The following is a 19239-nucleotide window of genomic DNA, read 5'->3' as shown; positions in this document are numbered from 1 at the left end:
ATGCTTTCTACAATCGAACTTTTTTCAGCAATCCAAGGGGCTTTCCCTCAAGCCAATGTGGGGTGTTTTTCGCTATTCTCCACAGTTTGGCCGAAGCCTTTGGTTCTAACCATCCAATTTTCTGCGATGGCATGACGTTATGAATGCAAGACTCTGCATTCGTTGCAAGTAAAACCGGGCGCGACCCGACGAAATGCGCGGGTGACAGCCCTGCAACGGCTGGTTAAACCAAGGGCATGTCTGATCCCGTCTCATCCATCCGCAATCTGGGTCCCGCCTTCGAGCAAGCCTGCGCCCGCGCGGGCATCCATTCAGCGCAGGAACTGCGCGAGTTGGGGCCGGATGAGGCGTATTCCCGGCTGCTACAGGCCGGAACCAAAGCGCATTTCATCGGGTATTATGTGCTGGTGATGGGCCTGCAGGGCCGCCCTTGGAACGACTGCAAGGGTGAAGAGAAAAAGCAGCTGCGTCAGCGGTTTGACGCCATCAAGGCCAGCACCAAAGCCGCTCCGGAAAACCAGATGATCTCGGATCTGGATGCGATTGGCGTGCGTGTTGCCGCCAAGGATCTGAAACAGGTCTGAACGAAAAAGACCGCCCCAAAACGGAGCGGCCTCAAAATCCGATATAAGCCGTAGCTTAGCCGACCAGTTCGATGCCCGAGAAGAAATAGGCAATCTCGACTGCTGCGGTTTCCGGTGCGTCCGAACCGTGGACCGAGTTTTCACCGACCGATTCAGCGAACTCGGCGCGGATGGTGCCGGCGGCCGCGTCAGCGGGGTTGGTTGCGCCCATGACTTCGCGGTTCTTGGCAATGGCGCCTTCGCCTTCCAGAACCTGAACAACGACCGGAGCCGACGACATGAATTCGCACAGTTCGTCATAGAACGGACGCTCGGCGTGGACTTCGTAGAACTTGCCAGCCTGTTCCTTGGTCATGTGGATGCGCTTTTGCGCAACGATGCGCAGGCCCGCGTCTTCGAATTTGGCGTTGATCTTGCCAGTCAGGTTGCGGCTGGTTGCATCGGGTTTGATGATCGAGAATGTGCGTTCCAGTGCCATGTCGGCCTCTCCTTAACATAGGGCGCGACACTCGCGCCGAAATCCATCGCGCGCCGCGTAGCATGGTATCGGGCGTAAGAAAAGGACAATGATTGCCTGACATTCAGATCGTGTCGGGAAGCGGGTCGTGCAGATCGATCCAACGCACATAGAGGATGGACAAAAGCCCCGCAAAGCTGCTGGCGCACATCATGCCCAACACGACAAAGGGCGCGTTCTGGGCACTGACCAGTGCGCCGGTGGCTGAGGTGAGAATAGCGCCCAACAGAACGGTGATCGCGCCGGACAATCCGGCGGCGCTGCCCGCAAGCTGCGGCCTGACCGACATCAACCCGGCCGTTGCATTGGCGACAGTCAGACCGTTGCCAAAGCCCACGAAGACTGCGGACCCAAAAAACGTCCAGACCGTGCCGAACCCGCCAAGGAATGTCAGCAAGCCGATCAGCGGACCAAGCGAGGCGATTGCCCGTCCAACAAGGATCATCGTGCTTAGTTTTGTGTGGGCGGCGAGGCGTCCGGTCAGAAAGCTGCCAGCCATGAACCCCAGCGTGATAATCCCGATCCCTACCCCTAACAAAGCCGGGTTGAGATCGAACCACGCGCCCGCGACCAAAGGCGCGCCAGTGATGAAGGCATAAAAGCCCCCGATCGAAAATGCCGCGCAGAACGAATAGCCCCAGAACCGGCGAGAGCCGAACAGCTGCGGATAAAGCCGCATCTGCGCGGCGAAAGTTGCGTTGGCGTTTGTGTTGGTCTCGCCCATATCGGCCCAGACCAGCACCAACATGGCCACGCCCAACATGGCATAAAGGACAAAACCCGCGCGCCAGCCGAACAGCATTTCAAGCACGCCGCCCAGCATCGGGCCCAGCATTGGCGCAAGGGCCATCGCCATCGAGATGTAACCCAGTTTGCTGGCGGCTTCGTTGGGCTCGTACATATCGCGCACAGCAGCGCGCGACAGCACCTGCCCCGCGATGATTGCGCCCTGCAACATGCGAAAGCCAAGAAAGACCCAGATCGACTCGGCCAAGGCGCAACCGACAGATGCCGCAACAAAAATCACCATGCTGAGCAGCAGAACGGGCCGCCGCCCGAACCGGTCGGACAAGGGCCCCATGATCAGTTGCAGAACAGCGGACAGAGCCAGATAGCCCGCGACCGCCAGATTGACCAATCCATAGTCAGCCTGCAAATCCTCACCAATATGGGCCAGTGACGGCAGGAACATATTCAGCGACAGCACCGACAACGCGGTCAGCAGAACCAGCGTGATCAGTGTCGGGTGCGATTGGGCCGCGCGCATAAGATGTCTCCGGTGCTTGCAGAACGCGCTAACACATTGCCCGGCGGTTGAACATGCCAAGCCGCTGGCGGCGGCATCACGGCTCTGCTAAGAGCGGCCTCATGCTACGGATCGAAGACATCACCTATGCCGTTGAAGGCCGTCCCCTGTTCGACGGGGCCAGTGCAACCATTCCCGACGGGCACAAGGTCGGGCTTGTGGGGCGCAATGGCACCGGCAAGACCACCCTGTTTCGTTTGATCCGGGGGGAACTGGCGCTGGAGTCCGGCAATATCTCGGTCCCGAAACGCGCGCGGATCGGTGGGGTGGCGCAAGAGGTGCCCTCGTCCGATATCTCGCTGATCAACACGGTTCTGGCCGCCGATACCGAGCGCAGCGCGCTGATGGCCGAGGCCGACAGCGCCACCGACCCTGGGCGCATTGCAGAAATCCAGACTCGACTGGCCGATATTGATGCGTGGTCAGCCGAGGCGCGGGCGGCCTCGATCCTCAAAGGTTTGGGGTTCGATGACGACGACCAGCTGAAACCCTGTTCCGATTTCTCGGGCGGCTGGCGGATGCGCGTGGCGTTGGCGGCGGTGCTGTTTTCTCAGCCTGATCTGCTGCTGCTGGACGAACCGACCAACTATCTGGACCTCGAAGGCGCCTTATGGCTGGAAAGCTATCTGGCGAAATATCCGCATACGGTCATCATCATCAGCCACGACCGCGGGCTGCTAAACCGCGCGGTGGGCTCGATCCTGCATCTGGAGGATCGAAAGCTCACCTACTACGCGGTGCCATACGACAAATTCGCCGAACGCCGGGCCGAGCGGCTGGCGCAGGCGGAATCGGAAAACGCCAAGGCCAAGGCCCGCATCGCGCATCTGCAAAGTTTCGTGGACCGGTTTCGCGCCAAGGCGTCCAAAGCCGTGCAGGCCCAATCGCGCCTGAAGATGATCGAACGCATCCAACTGGTCTCAACCCCGCAAGAGGCCGCGTTGCGCGCGTTCTCTTTCCCGGAACCCGAGGAACTGTCGCCACCCATCATCAATCTCGAAGGCGGCGTCACGGGCTATGGCGAGACCGAAGTGCTGCGCCGTCTGAACCTGCGCATCGATCAGGACGACCGCATCGCGCTGCTGGGCAAGAACGGTCAGGGTAAATCGACCCTGTCCAAGCTGCTGTCCGACCGCCTGCCCCTGATGGTGGGCAAGATGAGCCGCTCCAACAAGCTGCGCATCGGCTATTTCGCGCAGCATCAGGTGGATGAGCTCTATGTGGACGAGACGCCGCTGGACCACTTGCGCCGCCTGCGCCCGGATGAGGCGCCGGGCAAGTGGCGCTCGCGTCTGGCCGGGTTCGGCCTGAACGCGGATCAGGCTGAGACCAAGGTGGGGCGTCTGTCGGGCGGTCAAAAGGCGCGGCTGTCGCTGCTGCTGGCCACCATCGACGCGCCGCATATGCTGATCCTGGACGAGCCGACCAACCATCTGGACATCGAAAGCCGCGAGGCGCTGGTCGAGGCGCTGACCGCCTATTCCGGCGCGGTTGTGCTGGTCAGCCATGACATGCACCTGCTATCGCTGGTGGCGGACCGGCTATGGCTGGTCTCGGACGGGACGGTCAAGCCGTTCGATGGCGATCTGGAGGCCTATCGTTCCTTGCTGCTGGCCCGCGACAAACCCGTGAAGGCGAAGCCGCAAACCGCCAAGCCCAAGCGCCCCTCGCGTGAGGCGATGCTGGCCCTGCGCGCCGATCTGCGCAAATGCGAGGACCGGATCGAGAAACTGACGGACATGCATGACAAGCTGTCGGCCAAGCTGGCGGACCCGGCCTTGTACGAGGATGACAAGATCAACGATCTGGAAACCTGGAACCGTAAATTCGCCGAAGTCACCGAAGCCATGCAAAAGGCCGAGGCGCTTTGGGTTGCTGCGGCTGAAAAACTGGAACAGGCCGAGAGCGCCGCATGACTGACGCCGCCTTCTTCATCACCGCCTTCACCACCTTGTTCGTGGTGATCGACCCGTTTGGCACCGCGCCCATCTTTGTCGCGATGACGCAGGATATGGACGCGCGCACCCGGCGGCGAACGGCCTATCGCACCTGCGTTGTGGCTTCGGGCATCCTGATTGCCTTTGCCGCCTTTGGTGAGGCCGTACTGGGTTTCGTTGGCATTTCGATGGAGGCGTTCAAGGTCGCCGGCGGCGCACTGCTGTTCCTGACCGCGCTGGACATGCTGTTCGAACGCCGCACCAAACGGCGCGAGGATCGGGCCGAGGAAGAGGAACATAATGACCCGTCCGTCTTTCCGCTCGCCATCCCTCTGGTCGCCGGGCCAGGATCGATTGCGACCATTATTCTGCTGTCCGGGCAGCATCCGGGCATTCAGGGAATTGCTGCGGCAGTGGCCGTAATGCTGGCCGTCATGGCGGTGGTGCTGTTGTTCTTCCTGTCGGGCGGCCTGATCGCCCGCATTCTGGGCAAAACCGGTCTGAACGTGTTGACCCGGTTGTTGGGTATGCTGCTGGCCGCCCTGTCGGTGCAGTTCATTCTGGATGGCCTCAAGGCCTTTGGTTTTGCGTCCTAAATCCCCATATAGAGGGTCAGAACCAAGGATAAGGGCAGCAGCATGAATGGCGACGATATCGGGCGTTTGGTGTATCTGGTCGTGTTGGCCGCGGCCATATTGCTTTGGTTTGTCGCCCAGAACCGCCAATCTCTGAACAAGACCCTGCAACAGGTGATGGCCTGGGTGTTCATCTTTGTGGGCGTCATCGCGGTCATTGGCTTGTGGGAGGATATCCGGTCCTCGGTCGGACCTGCCCCGCAAATGGCCGTCACCGGCGACACGATCGAGGTGCCGCACGCGCAGGACGGGCATTATTACCTGCCTGTCACGGTGAACGGCGAACCCATTGTCTTCCTTGTGGACACCGGGGCCAGCCAGATCGTCCTCAGCGCGCAGGATGCGGAACGCGTGGGCATTGATCCGGATCAGCTGAACTATTTCGGGCGCGCGATTACCGCAAACGGCGAGGTCCGGACCGCGCCCGTGCGGCTGGATAGCCTGGAACTGGGGCCGATCACGGACCGCAATGTCTCGGCCTGGATCAATGAAGGTGAACTGCATCAGTCGCTGCTGGGCATGGATTACCTGCATCGGTTTTCGAACATCCAGTTCACCGATGGTCGCCTGATCCTGTCGCGCTGAACGCGCCCCCACTTGAGAACGAAACAAGAACATGATACGAACATATCATGTCTGCTCAGCTTCTTGGTCAAAAGCCCGCGCGCGTTGCGCCGGGGGTCAAACTTCATGAGGAAATCGCCCTGCAACTGGGCCGCGTGCACGAAGCCTGCGGCCCCGCCCGGCGCAGTTTTGCCATGTGGCTGGCCGGTCAGATGCAGGGGCCGGTCTTGTGGATTTCCCCCGCGTGGGAGCCCGGCCAGCTACACCCCGACGGGATGATGCCCTTTGCCGATCCCGCCCGATTCATCTTTGTCCACCCCACCCGCTCCGAGGATCTGCTGTGGTGTCTGGAAGAGGCGTTGCGCAGCGGGGCCATTCCGCTGATCGTCGGCGACCTGCCCGGCGCGCCGGGGCTGACCCCTATCCGGCGGATGCATCTGGCTGCCGAACAGGGCGGCGCGATGGCGCGCGCGCCGCTGGGTCTGCTGCTGACCCCCGGCGATGGTGGCGCGCAAGGGGTCGAGACGCGCTGGCACATGGCCGCCAATCATAAGGGAGAGGCCCGCCGCTGGACCCTGACCCGCCGCCGCGCCCGCGCGCTGCCGCCGGTCACATGGCAGGCCACCATGACCGCCGCCCGCGCCGGTTTGCACCTGAAACGGGTCGAAACCGAGGATGTTCTGACCTGAGACCGCATCGATCACGCAAGATGTGACTGGTCAAACCCCGGACCGCACCCTAGCGTCACCGCATGACTCACCCGATCCACGATAGCCGCTACTCGTGGCTGCGCCTTCTGATCACCCTCGCCATCGCAACGGTGGCGAATGTGGGCATGTGGGCGGTGATCGTGGTGATGCCCGCAATCGAGGCCGAATTCGGCGCAGGGCGGGCCGAAGCCTCGTTGCCGTATGTTCTGTCCATGATCGGCTTTGCCCTGGGAAATATGTGGCTGGGGCAGATGGTTGACCGGCTGGGCGTGACCATAGCGCTGATCGGGGCCGCAATGCTGAGTGCCGTCAGCTATCTGCTGGCGACTTGGGCCCCGAATATCCTGCTGCTGTCCGCCGCGCATCTGCTGTTGGGTCTGGGCACATCGATTGGGTTTGGCCCCCTGATCGCCGATATTTCGCATTGGTTCATGAAGCGACGCGGAATTGCCGTGGCGCTGGTGGCCAGCGGCAATTACCTGTCCGGGGCGATCTGGCCCACGCTGCTGTCCGACATTCTGGCCCGCGATGGCTGGCAACAGGTCTACCTGACCCTGGCCGCCCTGACCCTGCTGGTCGTCATTCCCCTGTCGCTGCTGCTGCGCCGTCAGGTCCCGGTCGAGGCGCACAGCACCGCCGCCGCGACCGCGCAGATCAACGCCCGCAGCGTTGGCGTCTCACCCCGCGCGCTGCAATATATTCTGGGCCTTGCCGGTATCGGCTGTTGTGTGGCCATGTCCATGCCGCAGGTCCATATCGTCTCGTATTGCGTCGGACTGGGATACGGGCCTGCCGTGGGGGCCGAGATGTTGTCGCTGATGCTGCTGGGTGGTGTTGTCAGCCGGATTATCTCGGGCTTGCTGGCGGACCGGTTGGGTGGTGTCATGACCCTGCTGATCGGCTCGGTCCTGCAATGTATCGCGTTGTTTCTGTTCCTGCCTTATGACGGGATGGTCTCGCTTTATGTCATCAGCATGCTGTTCGGTCTGGCACAGGGCGGCATCGTTCCCAGCTACGCGCTGGTCGTGCGTGAATACATGCCCCCGCAAGAGGCCGGGGCGCGTGTCGGCTTTGTCATGATGATGACCATTCTGGGCATGGCCCTTGGCGGCTGGATGTCGGGATGGATTTACGACGTGACCGGAAACTATCAACTGGCCTTCGTGAACGGCATTCTGTGGAACGGGCTGAACATCGCCATCGTGCTGATGCTGCTCAAACGTTCCCGCCCCAGACGAGAGGGGGTCATGGCATGACCACCCTGACCCGCCGCTGTGTCCTTGCCGGGTTGGCTGCCCTGCCCCTGACCCGGACGGCGCAAGCCGCTTTGCAACCCTATGTTCTGTCGGCTCGGGACACCCGCGTCGGTTTCAGTTTCGATCTGTCGGGCGTTTCCCAGACCGGGTCGATGCCGATCCGGTCGGCGAATGTTCAGATCGATACGCGCCGATTGCAGAACAGCCGGGTCGACGTGGTGCTGGATGTTAGCAAGGCGCGCACACGGCTGCCGTTTGCCCGGATGCCGATGCTGGGGCAGACCGTGCTGAACGCAAAAAGCCATCCGACCATTCGCTTTGTCTCGACCGACGTTCAGCTTGGCCCGTCGGGCCGCATCTCGGACGGGGCGCGGATTACCGGCGATCTGACGGTGCGGGGCGTCACCCGTCCGGTGACCCTGGATGCGAGCCTTTATCGTCGCCCCGGAACAGCCCCGGACGATCTGGACCAATTGTCCATCGGCCTGACGGGTGCGCTGAACCGGCATGATTTTGGCGCCTCGGGCTATCCCGATCTGGTGGCAGAAAACGTCGGGCTGGACATCCACGCCGAAATCTCACGCGCCTGAAATCGGCCAAAGGTCAAAAAACGACCCCCTCGCGTCGAATAGGCGCGCGCATCTGCCTGTCAGAGCGTCAGTGTAACCCCATTATGCGCACGATCATTTCCTTCGCCGCCCTGTTTCTTTCCGTCATTCTGTTGCAACTGTCGACAGGCGGCGTCGGGCCATTGGACGCCATCTCGGGCATCACGCTTGAGTTCACGACCGAGCAGATCGGTCTGCTGGGATCGGCACATTTCATCGGGTTCTTTGTCGGCTGCTGGTGGGCCCCGCGTTTGATGGGGACTGTGGGCCATTCCCGCGCCTTCGCGGTCTGCACCGCCTTGGGTGCGATGGGGCTGATCGGGCACACACTGACCGAAAACCCCTATATCTGGGCCGCGCTGCGGATCGCATCGGGCACCTGTGTCGCCGGGTGCTATACAGTGATCGAGGCCTGGCTGAACGCAAAAGTCAACAATGAAACGCGTGGGCGCGCGATGGGCACGTACCGCATTGTCGACATGGGTGCCTCGCTGACCGCGCAGTTGATCATCGCGGTTCTGCCACCTGCCTCTTACGTGTCGTATAACCTGCTGGCCATTCTGTGCTGCGCCGCGTTGTTGCCGCTGACACTGACGCGGGCCAGTCAACCTCAGACACCTGATGCGCCTCGGTTGCGGCCAAAACTGGCCTGGCGCAGCTCGCCCCTTGCCGTTGCGGGCGTGATCGTTGCCGCGCTGAGTTCCGCATCGTTTCGAATGGTTGGTCCTGTCTATGGGCAGGAGGTCGGACTGGGCGTGGACCAGATCGCGTTCTTCCTGGCCTCATTCGTGTTGGGCGGGGCATTGGCGCAATATCCGATGGGCTGGCTTGCGGATAAATATGACCGGCGCTGGGTTCTGATCTGGCTGTCCGCCGTCGCGGTCCTAAGCTGCGGGGTCACCATGGCGGCCAGCGGCACCGGAACTGTGGGTGTCATGCTGGCGGCTGGTTTCTTCGGCTTTACCACCTTCCCGATCTTTTCGGTTTCATCCGCCCACGCAAACGACTTTGCCACAACTGAACAGCGGGTCGAGCTGTCGGCAGCGCTGATGTTCTGGTATGCGCTGGGGGCCATTGCATCGCCCTACATCTCATCAACTCTGATCCAGCAATTCGGTCCCGGGGCGCTGTTTGCCTTTGTTGCGCTGGGTCACATCTTCCTGATCGGCTTTGGCCTGGCCCGAATGCGGTCGCGCCCCACGCCCGAAGAGCGAACAAATTACGTCTATGCACCGCGCACCTCTTTCACCATTGGCCGATTGCTGAAACGGTCCCGGGAAGGATAGCAAAGCAGGACCACCATTGATCGTATCTGGCCCCAACGGTGCGAAACATGCGGGTTATGCCCAAGACCCCGCGTGCGGATCATGCCTGAACGACCGTCCCAAGGCGGAACCTGCGCGAGTCCTGAAAGAGACTGACCTTCAATCTGTCGAAGTTAACGTCGGGTCGCAGGCGCTTATTCCGGAAAAGCATATAGTCTAACCCCGAATACTCGGGAGGAAGACGATAATGATGACCAGAGCAGCCATGCAGGCCTTCAGGGCGAAATACCGCGCTGGCATAAGCAAAATGTACAGCGGGTATTTCCATATGCTGTCGGTGGCCATCGCTGGCCTTTTCGTCATCTGCTACAGCCTGACCTTCGTCACGGACGTGACCGCGTCACAGTTGCTGGTGATCCCGGCGACGCTTTTGTTTGTGAACTTTGCCGAATATGCCTCGCACCGCTGGCTTGGTCACGAAAAGACCAGGGTGCTCAAACTGTTCTACCAGCGCCACACCGGGGATCATCATTCCTTTTTTCTGGACACCGACATGGGATATGAAAGCCCATTTGACTGGCGTGTGGTTCTGTTCCCGCTCTATCTGATCTTTCTGTTCACGATGGGCATTGCGCTGCCCGGTGGCCTTGTTCTGGGATGGATATTCAATCCAAATGTCGGCGCGTTGTTTGCCGCTTCGACCATCGCCGGATATCTGCTTTATGAGGTGTGTCACTTCAGCTATCACATCCCACCCGGCAGCCGGGCCGAGGCGATGTTCCAATCCATACCCGGCTGGTGGCGTCTCAGGCATCTTCATGCCTTGCATCACAAACGCGAACGGATGCAGGAGGCGAATTTCAACATCACCTTTCCGGTCTTTGATGTCGCATTGGGGACCTTGTATTGGGAACGCCCTGAAACGAACGGTGGCTGAACCTCTTAGGTCGCATTAGGGTCGGCAACACAGACGTTAAAATCGCTTCTGCCCGAAAGCCGGGCTTTTGCTGGCCAGTGACTTACTGTAGACGAGCGCGCAGACAGTTACGTGGACACGCAAAATGGCTCGGATTCTCATCACCTCGGCGATCCCCTATATCAACGGGATCAAGCACCTCGGCAATCTGATCGGCTCGCAATTGCCTGCTGATCTTTACGCACGTTATCAGCGTGGCCGCGGGAATGAGGTCATGTTCCTGTGCGCCACCGACGAACACGGCACCCCGGCCGAGCTGGCGGCCGCCAAGGCGGGCAAACCGGTCGCGGAATACTGCGCCGAGATGTATGGCGTGCAGGCCGATATCGCCAAGCGGTTCGGGCTCAGCTTTGACCACTTTGGCCGCTCGTCCAGTGCGCAGAACAAGGTGCTGACGCAGCATTTCGCGGGCAAACTGGATGAGGCCGGGCTGATCCGCGAGGTCAGTGAGAAACAGGTCTATTCCAACGCCGACAAACGCTTTCTGCCCGACCGCTATATCGAGGGCACCTGCCCCAATTGCGGCTATGACCGCGCGCGCGGCGACCAGTGCGAGAACTGTACCAAGCAATTGGACCCGACCGACCTGATCGAGCCGCGCAGCGCGATCAGCGGCTCGACCGATCTGGAAGTGCGCGAGACCAAGCACCTGTATCTGCGTCAATCCGCGATGAAGGACCAACTGGACGCGTGGATCGACTCCAAGACCGACTGGCCGATCCTGACCACCTCGATCGCCAAGAAATGGCTGCATGATGGCGACGGTTTGCAGGACCGTGGCATCACCCGCGATCTGGACTGGGGTGTGCCGGTCAAAAAAGGCGATCAGGACTGGCCGGGGATGGAAGGCAAGGTCTTCTATGTCTGGTTCGACGCCCCCATCGAATACATCGCCTGCGCCAAGGAATGGGCAGATGCCAACGGCAAGACCGACGCTGATTGGGAACGCTGGTGGCGCACCGACAAGGGCGCGGACGATGTGCGCTACGTGCAGTTCATGGGCAAGGACAATGTGCCGTTCCATACGCTCAGCTTCCCGGCCACCATTCTGGGCTCGGGCGAGCCGTGGAAGATGGTCGATCACCTGAAATCCTTCAACTACCTGAACTATGATGGCGGCCAGTTCTCGACCTCTCAGGGGCGCGGCGTGTTCATGGATCAGGCGCTGGAGATTCTGCCCGCCGATTACTGGCGCTGGTGGCTGCTGAGCCATGCGCCCGAAAGTAGCGATAGTGAGTTCACGTGGGAGAACTTCCAGCAATCGGTGAACAAGGATCTGGCCGACGTGCTGGGCAACTTTGTCAGCCGCATCACCAAGTTCTGCCGTTCGAAATTCGGCGAGGCTGTACCCCAAGGCGGCACCTATGACGAACGTGAAAACGCGCTGATCGAAGAACTGACTCGCCGCGTCCGTGCCTATGAAGGGCATATGGAGGCGATGGATGTGCGCAAATCGGCGCAGGAATTGCGGGCCATCTGGGTGGCGGGCAACGAATATCTGCAAGCCGCAGCACCGTGGTCGACCTTCAAGGAAGACCCCGAACAGGCCGCCGCACAGGTGCGTCTGGGTCTGAACCTGATCCGGCTTTACGCGGTGCTCAGCGCGCCGTTCATCCCCGACACCTCGGCCCGGATGCTGAGCGCGATGAACACGCTGGACACTGGCTGGCCCGAGGATGTGGCGGCGGCGTTGTCCGCCCTGCCCGCCGGTCATGAGTTCACCGTTCCCGATGTCCTGTTCGCCAAAATCACCGATGAACAACGCGAAGACTGGCAAACCCGTTTTGCTGGCACCCGCGACTGAATTCAGACCATCGTGGCAGATACGACACGGGGGCCGCTTCGGCCCCCGTTTTTTATGCCGATACATCGCGTGACACACGCTACCTTACCGGGGTGCCGAACCCTTGGGGCCCTAAGTTAGCCGAAGCACGAAGAAATTTCTGCGCCCAAGGCCGCACAAGTCGTATTCAAGAAGCTTGAGATAAAGTCCCAAAACGTCCATCCTGTCGAGGAATTCTATCGACTCGCGCCGGGGCCTTTGGGGTCCGGGCAGCTATTTCATATCTACTGTGAGGCACGCGCCATGTCCCTTGATTTGACGAATATCGGTTTTCCCATCTTCGGGTCAGCCAAAATGCTGGGACGGTATATTGCCTTACTGACCTGCCTTGGGGTGGCGCATGGGGCTGCTGCGCAAGATCAAAGCGACGCGCCGCCGCCGAAGGTTTCCATCGCTGCGGCCTATACCCAAGAGATCACGGATGAAGCCATTTTCATCGGTCGGGCGGAAGCCATCGACAAGGTGGACATCGTCGCGCGGGTCAACGGGTTTCTTGAGTCTCAGAACGTCGAGGACGGCGCACTGGTCCAGAAAGACGATCTTCTGTTTACCATCGAGCCCGACCTCTATGAGGCCACGCTTGAGGCGCGCAAGGCCGATCTGGACCGCGCCGAGGCAAATCTGGAACTGGCAAAGGTCGATCTGGCCCGGAAAGAAGAGTTGTTCCGCCGTGATGCAACCCCGGAATCCGAACGCGACATTGCGCGCGCCAACGAACTGGTTGCCGAAGCCGAAGTCAAAGCCGCAAACGCGGCCATCCAACAGGCCCAGCTTGACCTGAGCTACACGCAGATTCAGGCGCCGTTTTCGGGCCGCATCGGGCGCGTTGCCACAAGTGTAGGTGACGTTGTTGGCCCGTCGAACCCTCCGCTGGTGAACCTGGTCAGCGAAGCGCCGATCTATGTGAACTTCTCGCTGAACGAAAAACAATTTACTTCGGTTCTTCAACAGTTTGGCGAGAATGCCAGCACTCTGGCAGAAAGTCAGAAAAGCCCAAATGTGCACGTCACCCTGCCCAACGGGACGGAATTGGGTGAAACCGGCGAAATCGTGTTTGTCGACAACCGCATCGACCCTCTGACCGGCGCGATTACTGTGCGGGCCGAGTTTGAAAACGCGGATCGGCTGATCATCGACGGCGCATTCCTTAACGTCCAGATCGAAGCGCTGGAGCCGACCTTGCAGGTGCTTGTCCCTCAGGCCGCGCTGCAACGGGATCAGCGGGGCGAGTTTGTTCTGGTCGTCAATGACCAGCAGATGGTCGAACAGCGCTATATCACGACCGGTGACACGGTGGACACCGCCATCATCGTCACCGATGGGCTTCGCGAAGGCGAGAGCGTGATCGTCGAGGGCCTGCAAAGGGTGCGTCCTGGCGTGGACGTGGATGCGGTCGTGGCCTCTGAGCAGCCGGGAGAATAACGGATGTTCTCAGCCCTGTTCATCAGCCGGCCCAAGCTGGCGCTTGTCATTTCGCTTGTCCTGACGATCATGGGCGGCATCGGCTATATGGTTCTGCCGGTCGCCCAGTTCCCGGACATCACACCGCCCGTGGTCAGCGTGACGACCACCTATACCGGCGCAAACGCCGAGACCGTGGAAAACACCGTCGCCGCCCCGATTGAGGCGCAGGTGAACGGTGTGGACGACATGATCTACATGACGTCAACCTCGTCCGATAACGGTTCGTATTCGCTGAATATTACCTTCGAAGTGGGCACGGACCCGGACATTGCCTCGGTCAACGTGCAGAACCGGGTGGCACAGGCCATGTCATCCCTGCCGTCCGAGGTGACATCCTCGGGCGTGGTCACTCAAAAGGCATCGACCAACATGCTGTTGCTGGTGACGCTGACCTCGCCCAACGGGACCTATGACAGTGTGTTTCTGTCCAACTATGCCTCGATCAACCTGAAAGACGCGCTGGCGCGGGTTCAGGGTGTGGGCAAGGCGGATGTTCTGACCAATCTGGAATACGCCATGCGGATCTGGATGGACCCGGACAAGATGGCCGCCCTGTCGATCACCCCCGGAGATGTAATCAATGCGATCCGCGAACAGAATATCGAAGTCTCGGCAGGCTCGATCGGGTCTCCGCCCGTGCCTGAAGGCCAGACATTCCAATACACGATCAAAACCAAAGGACGCCTGACCTCAGCCGCCGAGTTTGGCGAAATTGTTATCCGCACCGGCGATGCCGGGTCCATCGTGCGTGTGCGCGACATTGCACGAGTGGAGCTTGGGGCGCAGTTCTATTCAGCCTCGGGCTACTTTCAGGCGGTTCCTGCCACAGTGATCGGCATCTATCAGGCCCCCGGCGCCAACGCGCTTGCGGTGTCTGAACGGGTACAGGCCGAGTTGGAACGCTTGTCCCGCTCTTTCCCGACGGATGTGGAATATGAAGTGCCGTTCAATACCACCGACTTTGTCGAGGCGTCGCTGAACGATGTGGTTTCGACCCTGATCCTGACCTTCATTCTGGTGATCTCGGTCGTGTTCATATTCCTGGGGAATTGGCGAGCGACCATCATCCCGGCGGTGGCAATTCCGGTATCCTTGATAGGAACGTTTGCCTTCCTGCTGGCCTTTGGCATGTCGCTGAACACGATCTCGCTGTTCGCTCTGGTTCTGGCTATCGGGATCGTGGTTGATGACGCCATCGTGGTGGTGGAAAACGTCGAACGGATCATCGCGGATGAAGGGCTGCCCCCTGCCGAGGCGACCCGCAAGGCGATGGGCCAGATCACCGGTCCCGTGATCGCGACAACGCTGGTTCTGTTGGCCGTGTTTGTGCCCGTGACCTTCATGCCCGGCATCTCCGGACGGCTGTATTCGCAGTTTGCGGTGACGATCTCGACCGCTGTTGTGATCTCATCGATCAACGCGTTGACCTTGTCGCCCGCTCTGTGTGGCCTGGTTCTGCGTGCCCGTTCCGGCCCGCCCAAGGGGCTTCTGGCCCTGTTTGAAGGGTTCATCGGAACGGTGCGCAGCGGCTATGTCGCGATTGTGCGCAAGCTGTTGATCCTGCCCGTCGTCGCGCTGGGTGTCATTGTGGCGCTTGGGATGGGAACGGGGACGATCATGTCCAACACCTCCAGCGGCTTTATCCCGCTTGAGGACAACGGCTATCTGTTCGTGGACATCCAACTGCCCGACGCGGCCACTTTGGAACGGACCGAAACGGTCTCGGCCCGCGTGGACGACAAGATCCGCGAAATCCCGGGTGTCGCCAGTACCGTGCTGGTCAACGGCTTCTCGCTGCTGAACGGTACAACCACAAACGGCGCGGCGATCTTCGTGAACCTGACCAATTGGGATGACCGTCAGGACGATGATGTGAGCGCCAATGCCATTTTGGCCAAGGTGCTCGCCATCGCCAATGGCGAATCCGCGGCCTCGATCGTGGCCTTCAACCCACCGCCCATTCAGGGCCTGGGCATGTCCGCTGGGGTCGAGATGGAGGTGCAGCAGACCGGCGGCGGTACACCGCAGGATCTGGCTTCGGCCGTGGGGTCCTTTGTTTATGCGGCGAACCAACGCCCCGAGATCGGACAATCCTACACGACCTTCCGCGCAAACGTGCCACAGCTGTTTGTCGATCTGGACCGCGAGAAAGCCAAAACCCTGCAAGTCTCGGTTGCCGAGATCTTTCAGACCATGCAGGCGCAGTTGGGATCGTACTATGTGAACGATTTCAACTTGTTTGGCCGCGTCTACCGCGTGATGATACAGGCGGACGGGACATACAGGGACAATGTCGAGGATATCTCGAACCTCTACGTCCGCTCGCAACAGGGTGAGATGGTTCCGCTGGGCACGCTCATCGATGTCGAAAACGTGCTGGGCCCGGTTTTGTTGAAGCGGCATAACCTGTTCCGCTCGGCCACTGTGACTGCGGTGCCTGCGCCGGGCCTGTCCACCGGTGATGCCATCAATGTAATGACCGAGGAATCGGCGACCGCCCTGCCCCCCGGCTATGCGTTCGAATGGACCGGAACGGCGCAGCAGCAGTTGGCTTCGGGCAGTCTTGTGATCGTGATCCTGGGGCTGGCGATCCTTTTTGGCTACCTGTTCCTTGTCGGTCAGTACGAAAGCTGGTCGATGCCTGTCTCGATCCTGCTATCGGTGGTTGTCGCCCTGTTCGGGGCGGTGGCGGCGGTGGCCATCGTGGGCAGCGACATCAACCTGTATACGCAGATCGGGATGATCATGCTGGTCGGGTTGGCCTCGAAAAACGGGATTCTGATTGTTGAATTCGCGATGGAACAACGCGCCAACGGTTTGTCGATCAAGGATGCCGCAGCCGAAGCCGCCTATCAGCGTTTCCGCGCGGTGATGATGACGGCTTTGTCCTTCCTGCTTGGAGTTGTTCCCCTGCTGGCGGCAAACGGCGCGGGTGCGGCAAGTCAGAAAGCCATTGGTGTGGCCGTATTTGGCGGAATGCTGGCCGCAACGCTTGTCGGCGTGATCCTGGTGCCGGTGCTCTACGCCCTGATGCAAAGCCTGCGCGAATGGCTGAAGGGCAGCAAAAAAGACCCGGACCCAACGGGCGAAGCAACCTGACCCAGTCAATGATGCAGAAAAAAGCCCCGTGCAGGTCACGGGGCTTTTTTTAGTTCAGAATATCACGCAGCAACTGTCCGACCGCGTCGCCGGGCGGTGACGGCGCTAATGACGGTTTGCGCCTCTGCCGGTGGGGCCTGTTCGACACGTCGATAATCGCTGCAATCGCTTTGCCGGGTCAGCATTCCGCAGCCAATCATCGTGCGCCGCAAGGTGGCCGGATCGTGGAACAGATGCTCGCGCCCCAGCATGTTGTTGATTTCTTTCTCGCTCAGACTGATGCCTGCGGGAAGGCTGGCCCACAAGGCCCATAACGCAAGGGTTTGCACCGCGCGTCGGGACGGCCACTGGCGCAAGCGGCCATGTGCATCGAATTGAAACAGAGCCCGCTCGACCAGACGCATATCAACGGGCACAAGGTCGGGCCGGGCCTCGATACGCCGTTTCGCAGCACTCGCAGTCCGCATATGTTGCAGGTTCTGGTACCCCGCAGCGCGGGACAGCATGTTCATCAGGGTCAGATGGGACGGGCTGCCCTCACCCAATTGGCGGCTTAAGCTGCGGGCAAATCCGGTCAGGTCATCCACGTGTAAAGGGACAGGTGTTTTGGTCATCATGCATCCATATCGGGCGTTTCGCACGCTCGTCGGTCGCTGACTTGACGAAACAACGCCCCTTTTGGTTTGCGATGCCGTCTCAAACTGAATGGCAGGTTTAGCTCTCTGATGTCAGAGCAGCGACGCCTCGGTGTCTGCCGACCGTTCCCGATGGCTAACACGATCTGTCGGCCCATCCAAGGGTCAGGCGACCTGCGCCTGCGCGCGCTGCCCCATCCACTGATCAATCCGCGCGATCTGATCGGCATTCAGACGCAGCCCCAGCTTGTTGCGCCGCCAGACCACATCCTCGGCCAACCGGGCGTATTCCTTGTCCATCAGCCATGCGACCTCGCGCGCGGTCAGGGTCGCGCCGAAATCCTCGCCCAGATCAGAGGCTTCCTTTGCGTCGCCCAGCATCACCGCCGCGTCGGTGCCATAGGCGCGGATCAGGCGCGCGGCCCAAGCGGCATTAAGGAATGGATAGTCTGCGCGCAGCGCGTCGGTAAGGGCCTGCACCCCATCAACTGGGAAGTCCCCGCCCGGCAAGGCCACTCCTGCTGTCCATGGTCCCGACAAATCCGGGAAATGCTCTGCCACTTTCTCAAGCGCGCTTTCAGCCAGACGGCGATAGGTGGTGATCTTGCCGCCAAACACGTTCAGCACAGGTGCCCCGCCATTTGCGTTCACCTTCAGCGTATAATCCCGCGTCGCCGCTGTCGCGCTGCTGGCACCGTCATCATACAACGGGCGGACGCCGGAATAGGTCCAGACGATGTCGTCCCGCGTCACGGGCTGCGCGAAATATTTCGAGGCAAAGGCGCACAAATAGTCCTTCTCGGCGTCGGTGCAGACGGGATGTTCGGACGGTTCCGCGTGGTCTTGATCCGTTGTTCCGATCAGGGTGAAATCCTGCTCGTAGGGAATGGCAAAGATGATGCGACCGTCCTCACCTTGAAAGAAATAACACTTGTCGTGATCGAACAGCCTGCGTGTCACGATATGGCTGCCCCGCACCAGCCGCACGCCTTCGCGCGAATTCACGTGGATTTTGGATTGGATGATGTCCCCAACCCACGGCCCACCGGCATTGATCAGCATTTTGGCACGGATCACACGCGTTTCATCGCTGTCGCGATCCCTGACCGTAACCTCCCACAGATCGTCGACCCGGTGGGCCGAAATCACTTCGGTCCGCACCATGATCCGAGCCCCGCGCGCCTCGGCGTCGCGGGCGTTCAGAACCACCAGCCGGGCGTCTTCGATCCAGCAGTCGGAATACTCATAAGCCGTTTCGAACCTGTCCTGCAACGGAACACCTTCGGGCGCGCTGCGCAGGTTCAAAGAGCTGGTCCCCGGAAGGATTTTGCGCCCACCAAGGTTGTCATACAGGAACAGGCCCAACCGGATCAGCCAGGCCGGTCGTCGCCCGCGCATCCATGGGATCACGGTGCTGAGCAGCTTTGATGTCGGCGTCTCAGAATCGAACCGCATATCCTTGTGATAGGGCAGCACAAAACGCATCGGCCAACTGATGTGGGGCATAGCAAGCAGCAGCGTCTCACGTTCGATCAGCGCCTCGCGCACCAGGCGGATTTCGAAATACTCAAGATACCGCAGACCGCCATGAAACAGCTTGGTCGAGGCGGAAGACGTAGCCGACGCCAGATCGTTCATTTCAGCCAAAGTGACAGACATTCCCCGCCCTGCCGCATCCCGCGCGATGCCGCATCCGTTGATCCCGCCGCCGATGATGAACAGGTCGGTGATCTGATCGTCCGTCGATGTCATAGCTTTTGATTCCCAATCAAACCCATCTGCGCGCATTAATCAGAAGGGTATTCGTATTATCAAGCTTTATGTTCGTTTATTTTCGCTT

General features: G+C 60.4%; 16 protein-coding genes. 12 read left to right on the top strand and 4 right to left on the bottom strand.

The annotated features are described in order from the left end of the window. Nucleotides 1-236: 236 nt before the first annotated feature. Nucleotides 237-584: a TfoX/Sxy family protein gene (locus ACR0KJ_RS02760; RefSeq protein ID WP_170451236.1), complete on the top strand. Its 348-nt coding sequence runs from the start codon at nt 237-239 to the stop codon at nt 582-584. Nucleotides 585-639: 55 nt separating this feature from the next. On the opposite strand, the gene ndk is transcribed toward ACR0KJ_RS02760, so the two are convergent. Next, on the bottom strand, nt 640-1062 hold the full coding sequence (gene ndk, locus ACR0KJ_RS02755; RefSeq protein WP_480625925.1) for a nucleoside-diphosphate kinase: 423 nt from the start codon (nt 1060-1062) through the stop codon (nt 640-642). A gap of 103 nt (nt 1063-1165) precedes the next feature. After that, a complete protein-coding gene (locus tag ACR0KJ_RS02750; protein WP_170621687.1) occupies nt 1166-2368 on the bottom strand; it encodes a multidrug effflux MFS transporter in 1203 nt (400 codons plus the stop codon). A gap of 101 nt (nt 2369-2469) precedes the next feature. Here ACR0KJ_RS02750 and ACR0KJ_RS02745 point away from each other — a divergent pair, with 101 nt between their 5' ends. The 11 genes from ACR0KJ_RS02745 to ACR0KJ_RS02695 all read left to right on the top strand — a co-directional run bounded on the left by ACR0KJ_RS02745 (nt 2470) and on the right by ACR0KJ_RS02695 (nt 16764). Further along, the gene (locus tag ACR0KJ_RS02745) at nt 2470-4323 is read left to right on the top strand and encodes an ABC-F family ATP-binding cassette domain-containing protein (protein WP_480625924.1); all 1854 of its coding nucleotides are present in this window, start codon (nt 2470-2472) and stop codon (nt 4321-4323) included. Then, a complete protein-coding gene (locus ACR0KJ_RS02740; RefSeq protein ID WP_170451242.1) occupies nt 4320-4940 on the top strand; it encodes a MarC family protein in 621 nt (206 codons plus the stop codon). The genes ACR0KJ_RS02745 and ACR0KJ_RS02740 overlap by 4 nt, the downstream gene beginning before the upstream one ends. Nucleotides 4941-4982: 42 nt before the next feature. Further along, on the top strand, nt 4983-5564 hold the full coding sequence (locus tag ACR0KJ_RS02735; protein WP_480581487.1) for a retropepsin-like aspartic protease family protein: 582 nt from the start codon (nt 4983-4985) through the stop codon (nt 5562-5564). A 47-nt stretch (nt 5565-5611) separates the two neighbouring features. Next, the gene (locus ACR0KJ_RS02730) at nt 5612-6232 is read left to right on the top strand and encodes an ImuA family protein (RefSeq protein ID WP_480625923.1); all 621 of its coding nucleotides are present in this window, start codon (nt 5612-5614) and stop codon (nt 6230-6232) included. 62 nt (nt 6233-6294) lie between these two features. Then, nucleotides 6295-7509, top strand: coding sequence for an MFS transporter (locus ACR0KJ_RS02725; RefSeq protein WP_170518127.1), 1215 nt, complete (start codon nt 6295-6297; stop codon nt 7507-7509). Continuing rightward, a complete protein-coding gene (locus ACR0KJ_RS02720) occupies nt 7506-8099 on the top strand; it encodes a YceI family protein (RefSeq protein ID WP_170621683.1) in 594 nt (197 codons plus the stop codon). The genes ACR0KJ_RS02725 and ACR0KJ_RS02720 overlap by 4 nt, the downstream gene beginning before the upstream one ends. A gap of 83 nt (nt 8100-8182) precedes the next feature. After that, nucleotides 8183-9403: an MFS transporter gene (locus ACR0KJ_RS02715; RefSeq protein WP_170451252.1), complete on the top strand. Its 1221-nt coding sequence runs from the start codon at nt 8183-8185 to the stop codon at nt 9401-9403. Nucleotides 9404-9629: 226 nt separating this feature from the next. After that, a complete protein-coding gene (locus tag ACR0KJ_RS02710) occupies nt 9630-10319 on the top strand; it encodes a sterol desaturase family protein (RefSeq protein ID WP_480625922.1) in 690 nt (229 codons plus the stop codon). A 124-nt stretch (nt 10320-10443) separates the two neighbouring features. Then, nucleotides 10444-12162: a methionine--tRNA ligase gene (gene metG / locus ACR0KJ_RS02705; RefSeq protein WP_480625921.1), complete on the top strand. Its 1719-nt coding sequence runs from the start codon at nt 10444-10446 to the stop codon at nt 12160-12162. Nucleotides 12163-12444: 282 nt separating this feature from the next. After that, nucleotides 12445-13623, top strand: a complete 1179-nt coding sequence (locus ACR0KJ_RS02700; RefSeq protein ID WP_480625920.1) for an efflux RND transporter periplasmic adaptor subunit — start codon at nt 12445-12447, stop codon at nt 13621-13623. Nucleotides 13624-13626: 3 nt separating this feature from the next. Further along, nucleotides 13627-16764: an efflux RND transporter permease subunit gene (locus ACR0KJ_RS02695; protein WP_170451261.1), complete on the top strand. Its 3138-nt coding sequence runs from the start codon at nt 13627-13629 to the stop codon at nt 16762-16764. A gap of 62 nt (nt 16765-16826) precedes the next feature. Here ACR0KJ_RS02695 and ACR0KJ_RS02690 read toward each other — a convergent pair whose 3' ends face one another. Continuing rightward, entirely contained in the window at nt 16827-17378 is a 552-nt protein-coding gene (locus ACR0KJ_RS02690) for a DUF2087 domain-containing protein (RefSeq protein WP_170451263.1), read from the bottom strand. Nucleotides 17379-17564: 186 nt separating this feature from the next. Next, the gene (glpD, locus tag ACR0KJ_RS02685) at nt 17565-19151 is read right to left on the bottom strand and encodes a glycerol-3-phosphate dehydrogenase (RefSeq protein ID WP_480625919.1); all 1587 of its coding nucleotides are present in this window, start codon (nt 19149-19151) and stop codon (nt 17565-17567) included. Nucleotides 19152-19239: the final 88 nt, after the last annotated feature.

The organism is Ruegeria sp. AD6 (assembly GCF_056542325.1).
The sequence above is the reverse complement of the archived record's forward strand: the minus strand, read 5'-3'. Positions and strand labels throughout refer to the sequence as shown.

Excerpts from the sequence above, each read along its gene's own strand:
- ACR0KJ_RS02760 (WP_170451236.1), top strand. The coding sequence starts at position 237 with ATGTCTGATCCCGTCTCATCCATCCGCAATCTGGGTCCCGCCTTCGAG.
- ndk (WP_480625925.1), bottom strand. The coding sequence starts at position 1,062 with ATGGCACTGGAACGCACATTCTCGATCATCAAACCCGATGCAACCAGC.
- ACR0KJ_RS02750 (WP_170621687.1), bottom strand. The coding sequence starts at position 2,368 with ATGCGCGCGGCCCAATCGCACCCGACACTGATCACGCTGGTTCTGCTG.
- ACR0KJ_RS02745 (WP_480625924.1), top strand. The coding sequence starts at position 2,470 with ATGCTACGGATCGAAGACATCACCTATGCCGTTGAAGGCCGTCCCCTG.
- ACR0KJ_RS02740 (WP_170451242.1), top strand. The coding sequence starts at position 4,320 with ATGACTGACGCCGCCTTCTTCATCACCGCCTTCACCACCTTGTTCGTG.
- ACR0KJ_RS02735 (WP_480581487.1), top strand. The coding sequence starts at position 4,983 with ATGAATGGCGACGATATCGGGCGTTTGGTGTATCTGGTCGTGTTGGCC.
- ACR0KJ_RS02730 (WP_480625923.1), top strand. The coding sequence starts at position 5,612 with ATGTCTGCTCAGCTTCTTGGTCAAAAGCCCGCGCGCGTTGCGCCGGGG.
- ACR0KJ_RS02725 (WP_170518127.1), top strand. The coding sequence starts at position 6,295 with ATGACTCACCCGATCCACGATAGCCGCTACTCGTGGCTGCGCCTTCTG.
- ACR0KJ_RS02720 (WP_170621683.1), top strand. The coding sequence starts at position 7,506 with ATGACCACCCTGACCCGCCGCTGTGTCCTTGCCGGGTTGGCTGCCCTG.
- ACR0KJ_RS02715 (WP_170451252.1), top strand. The coding sequence starts at position 8,183 with ATGCGCACGATCATTTCCTTCGCCGCCCTGTTTCTTTCCGTCATTCTG.
- ACR0KJ_RS02710 (WP_480625922.1), top strand. The coding sequence starts at position 9,630 with ATGATGACCAGAGCAGCCATGCAGGCCTTCAGGGCGAAATACCGCGCT.
- metG (WP_480625921.1), top strand. The coding sequence starts at position 10,444 with ATGGCTCGGATTCTCATCACCTCGGCGATCCCCTATATCAACGGGATC.
- ACR0KJ_RS02700 (WP_480625920.1), top strand. The coding sequence starts at position 12,445 with ATGTCCCTTGATTTGACGAATATCGGTTTTCCCATCTTCGGGTCAGCC.
- ACR0KJ_RS02695 (WP_170451261.1), top strand. The coding sequence starts at position 13,627 with ATGTTCTCAGCCCTGTTCATCAGCCGGCCCAAGCTGGCGCTTGTCATT.
- ACR0KJ_RS02690 (WP_170451263.1), bottom strand. The coding sequence starts at position 17,378 with ATGACCAAAACACCTGTCCCTTTACACGTGGATGACCTGACCGGATTT.
- glpD (WP_480625919.1), bottom strand. The coding sequence starts at position 19,151 with ATGACATCGACGGACGATCAGATCACCGACCTGTTCATCATCGGCGGC.